At 60.8% G+C, this 3881-nt stretch carries 5 protein-coding genes and 1 pseudogene; 5 read left to right on the plus strand and 1 reads right to left on the minus strand.

The window, feature by feature from the left end; genetic code table 11:
* The 3 genes and pseudogenes from AC1DLB_RS23975 to AC1DLB_RS23985 all read left to right on the plus strand — a co-directional run.
* Positions 1 to 205 (plus strand): annotated as a pseudogene (locus AC1DLB_RS23975) (DUF2076 domain-containing protein); the annotation flags it as partial.
* Between the two features lie 252 nt (positions 206 to 457).
* Complete coding sequence (locus AC1DLB_RS23980; protein ID WP_018925783.1) at positions 458 to 937, plus strand: LabA-like NYN domain-containing protein; 480 nt, start codon at positions 458 to 460, stop codon at positions 935 to 937.
* Positions 938 to 959: 22 nt separating this feature from the next.
* Positions 960 to 1571 carry a 3'-5' exonuclease gene (locus tag AC1DLB_RS23985; protein ID WP_018925784.1) on the plus strand — a complete coding sequence of 204 codons (612 nt, stop codon included), beginning with the start codon at positions 960 to 962 and terminating at the stop codon, positions 1569 to 1571.
* Positions 1572 to 1702: 131 nt separating this feature from the next.
* Here the strand turns inward: AC1DLB_RS23985 and AC1DLB_RS23990 are convergent, their stop codons facing one another.
* Positions 1703 to 2149: an Lrp/AsnC family transcriptional regulator gene (locus AC1DLB_RS23990; protein ID WP_018925785.1), complete on the minus strand. Its 447-nt coding sequence runs from the start codon at positions 2147 to 2149 to the stop codon at positions 1703 to 1705.
* A 164-nt stretch (positions 2150 to 2313) separates the two neighbouring features.
* Here AC1DLB_RS23990 and yedA point away from each other — a divergent pair, with 164 nt between their 5' ends.
* Both yedA and AC1DLB_RS24000 read left to right on the plus strand, forming a co-directional pair.
* On the plus strand, positions 2314 to 3246 hold the full coding sequence (gene yedA / locus AC1DLB_RS23995; RefSeq protein WP_086945928.1) for a drug/metabolite exporter YedA: 933 nt from the start codon (positions 2314 to 2316) through the stop codon (positions 3244 to 3246).
* Between the two features lie 65 nt (positions 3247 to 3311).
* Positions 3312 to 3881: DEAD/DEAH box helicase (locus AC1DLB_RS24000; RefSeq protein WP_477785761.1), on the plus strand; the 570-nt coding region annotated here is incomplete at its 3' end.

The following is a 3881-nucleotide window of genomic DNA, read 5'->3' on the forward strand; positions in this document are numbered from 1 at the left end:
GTTCCATCACAATCAGCAGCCGGAAGTGGTTGAAGTCATCAAGGAAGAACCGGCCAAGGTCAACGATCAGAGCGATAGCAGCGGTTGGGGCAATGATCAGCGCGTGGCTGACAACTCCAGCGATCAGGGCGGTTTCACCGACGCGGATTACGATGATGACAGTTCATCGTTCTTCGGCGGCGATGACGACGACTCCTTCATCTGACACATCTGTGGCGAGGGAGCTTGCTCCCGCTGGACTGCGTAGCAGGCCCCTTGGGTTTCAAAGCAAGGGGGCCGCTTCGCACCCTAGCGGGACGCTGCGGCGTTCCGACAAGCTCCCTCGCCACACGGCCGATTATTCGCGGAACAATCCTTCTGGCTGGCATACTGGGCGACTTTTCGGGCCTGGAGCCTGATCCAGCCCGCGCGCCTATGCGCCACGACCCCGCGCGCCAACGCGCAGAGAGGATGTACGGTGAAAAAAATCGCAGTGTTCGCCGATGTCCAGAACCTCTACTACACCGTGCGTCAGGCCTATGGTTGCCACTTCAACTACGCCGCTTTGTGGGCTGACGTCAGCAAGCAGGGGCAGATCGTCGAGGCCTATGCCTATGCGATCGATCGTGGCGACAGCAAACAGCAGCAGTTCCAGCAGATCCTGCGCAACCTCGGCTTCGTCGTGAAGCTCAAGCCCTACATCCAGCGCAGCGACGGTTCGGCCAAAGGCGACTGGGACGTGGGCATCACCCTCGACATCATGGACGCCGCCGATCATGTCGACGAAGTGGTGCTGGCCTCTGGCGACGGTGATTTCGACATGCTGCTGGAGCGCATCATCGCCAAGCACGGTGTGCAGGCGGTGGCCTACGGCGTGCCGGGCCTGACGGCCAACTCGCTGATCCGCGCCGCCAGTCGTTACGTACCGATCGAAGGCGCGTTGCTGCTCAAGAATTGATTTTTACGGAGTTGAAACAGGTTTGGAACGCATAGCAGTCATCGACTTTGAAACCACCGGGATCTCCCCGAGCAGCAGCTGCCGGGCCACGGAAATTGCCGTGGTGATTCTTGAACAGGGGCGTATCGTCGAGCGTTACCAAAGCCTGATGAATGCCGGCGTGCGGGTGCCGGCGTTCATCGAACAACTGACCGGCATCAGCAACGCCATGCTGCGCACCGCCCCCTCGGCCGAGCAGGTGATGAACGAGGTCAATGAATTCGTCGGCATCACGCCGCTGCTGGCGCACAACGCTGCGTTCGACCAGAAGTTCTGGGACTACGAGCTCGGGCGAATCAAACGTACACGTCTGCAGAACTTTGCCTGCTCGCTGTTACTCGCCCGCCGCCTGATGCCCGCTGCGCCGAACCACAAACTCGGCACCCTCACCACCTTCGCCAGCCTGCCCAATACCGGCAAGGCTCACCGGGCCATGGCCGATGCGGAAATGGCCGCCAACCTGACGGCGCATCTGGCGCAAGAGCTGCGGCAAAAGCACGGGTTGCGCGAGTTGTCCCATGATCTGTTGTGCAGCCTGCAGAAAGTACCGGCGGCGAAGATCAATGAGCATTTGAAGCGGTATCGCGGGTTTTAAGGTCTTGTAGTGTTTCTACTGGCCTCTTCGCGGGCAAGCCTCGCTCCTACGGATTTATGGGCGCCCCGACATTGGGGGCGCCTCAAAAACCGTAGGAGCGAGGCTTGCCCGCGAAGGCGTCAGTCGCCTCACTATTTCCCCTCCAGTTGACCCAACGGCACGCGCTTTTCGATGGCACTCGACAACACAATCGAGGTCTTGCTGAACCCGAACGTGGCGATCCGGTTGATCAACTCTTCCAGCTCCGGCATCGAGCCCACCGCCGCTTGCATGATCACGCACGGATCGCCGGTGACGCGATGGCACTCGGTCAGCTGTGGGATTTTGATCAGTTCGTCGTAGGTTTTCTGGTTACCGTGCTGGTTCAGGCGCAGTTCGATGACGCACTGGATCGGCAGGCCGATTTTGGACAGGTCGACTTTCGCCTGGTAACCAGTGATCACTCCGCAGGCTTCAAGTTTGGCAACGCGTTCGGCCACCGCCGGAGCGGACAGGTTCACCTTTCGCGCCAGATCGGCGTAGGACGCACGACCGTTTTCCAGCAGGGCGCTGAGGAGCATGCGGTCGTATTTGTCCATCGTGGCCTACCTGAAAAATGACTGACTTTCGAAAGCACGGTTTATAGCGTCGAACTCCGTGTTTTGAAAAGTGTACCGGCGCTATAAACAGGTTTTGTAGCTTATTTTCCGCTGTTGGCCTTTCTAGAATAGCGGCTCTCCTTGTCTTGTTCCTCGAGCTGCCCATGTCTGGTCTACGCCGTTTTTCCTTACCGCTGATCGCTGCTTTTTTCGCGTTGTACGTGATTTGGGGGTCGACTTATCTGGTGATTCGCATCGGCGTGCAGTACTGGCCGCCGTTGCTGCTCGCCGGTATCCGCTTCGTGCTCGCCGGGACGTTGATGTACGCGTACCTGCGCTGGCGCGGGGCGCCGGCGCCGACCTGGGCGCAGTGGAAAGCGGCGGGGATCATCGGGATTTTGCTGCTGACGTGCGGTAACGGTGCGGTGAGCGTCGCCGAACACACGGGCGTGGCCTCTGGCGTGGCCGCGTTGGCGGTGGCGACGGTGCCGCTGTTTACCTTGTTGTGCGGATATTTCTGGGGCGCGCGTAATACCCGTCTCGAATGGGCCGGGATTGTGCTTGGGCTGATCGGTATTGCCATGCTCAACCTCGGCTCCAACCTGCAATCGAGCCCGTTGGGCGCAGCGTTGCTGGTGTTCGCGGCGGCGTCCTGGGCCTTCGGCTCGGTGTGGAGCAAACACTTGCCGTTGCCTCAGGGCGCGATGGCCAGTGCCGTGGAAATGCTGGTGGGCGGCGTGGTGTTGCTGATCGGCAGTGCGGTGAGTGGCGAGCGTCTGGAAAGTCTGCCGCCGATCGAAGGCTGGGCGGCGCTGGCGTACCTGACCCTCTTCGGTTCGATCATCGCCTTCAACGCCTACATGTACCTGTTGAAACACGTGCGGCCGGCCGCAGCCACCAGTTATGCCTACGTCAACCCGGCGGTGGCGGTGTTGCTGGGGATCGTATTCGTTGGCGAGACCATCGGTGTCGAGGAAGCGCTGGCCATGGCGGTGATCATCAGTGCCGTGGTGTTGATCGGGATGCCGCAGTGGCGCCGTGGCACGGATCGGTCGGCCCCTGCCGTAGTGGTGCCGACAGAATCCCGAGCGAATTAGGGTAAACTGCGCGCCATTGCACACTTGTTTCGCACAATCGCGCTGAATTTTCCTACGGTACTCCCATGACTTTCGCCACCCTTGGCCTGATCGAACCCTTGCTGCGCGCCCTCGAGACGCTCGGCTACCAGACCCCGACGCCGGTTCAGGCGCAAGCGATTCCGGCGGTGCTGGCCGGTCGCGACCTGATGGCCGCGGCCCAGACCGGCACCGGCAAAACCGCCGGTTTCGCCTTGCCGCTGCTGCAATTGCTGGCCATGGAAGGGCCGAAAGTCAGCGCCAACTCCGTGCGCGCGCTGATTCTGGTGCCGACCCGCGAACTGGCCGAACAGGTTCACGAAGCCGTGCGCCAGTATGCCGAGAACCTGCCGTTGAGCACCTACGCGGTGTACGGCGGCGTCAGCATCAACCCGCAAATGATGAAACTGCGCAAAGGCGTCGACCTGTTGGTGGCGACCCCGGGCCGTTTGCTCGACCTGTTCCGTCAGAACGCGCTCAAGTTCAACCAGCTGCAAACCCTGGTGCTGGACGAAGCCGATCGCATGCTCGATCTGGGCTTTTCCGAGGAGCTGGGGAATATCTATAAAGCACCGAAGAACGAACGTCAGACGCTGCTGTTCTCCGCGACCTTCTCC

The sequence above is a fragment of the Pseudomonas sp. 05N434 genome, from assembly GCF_056396965.1.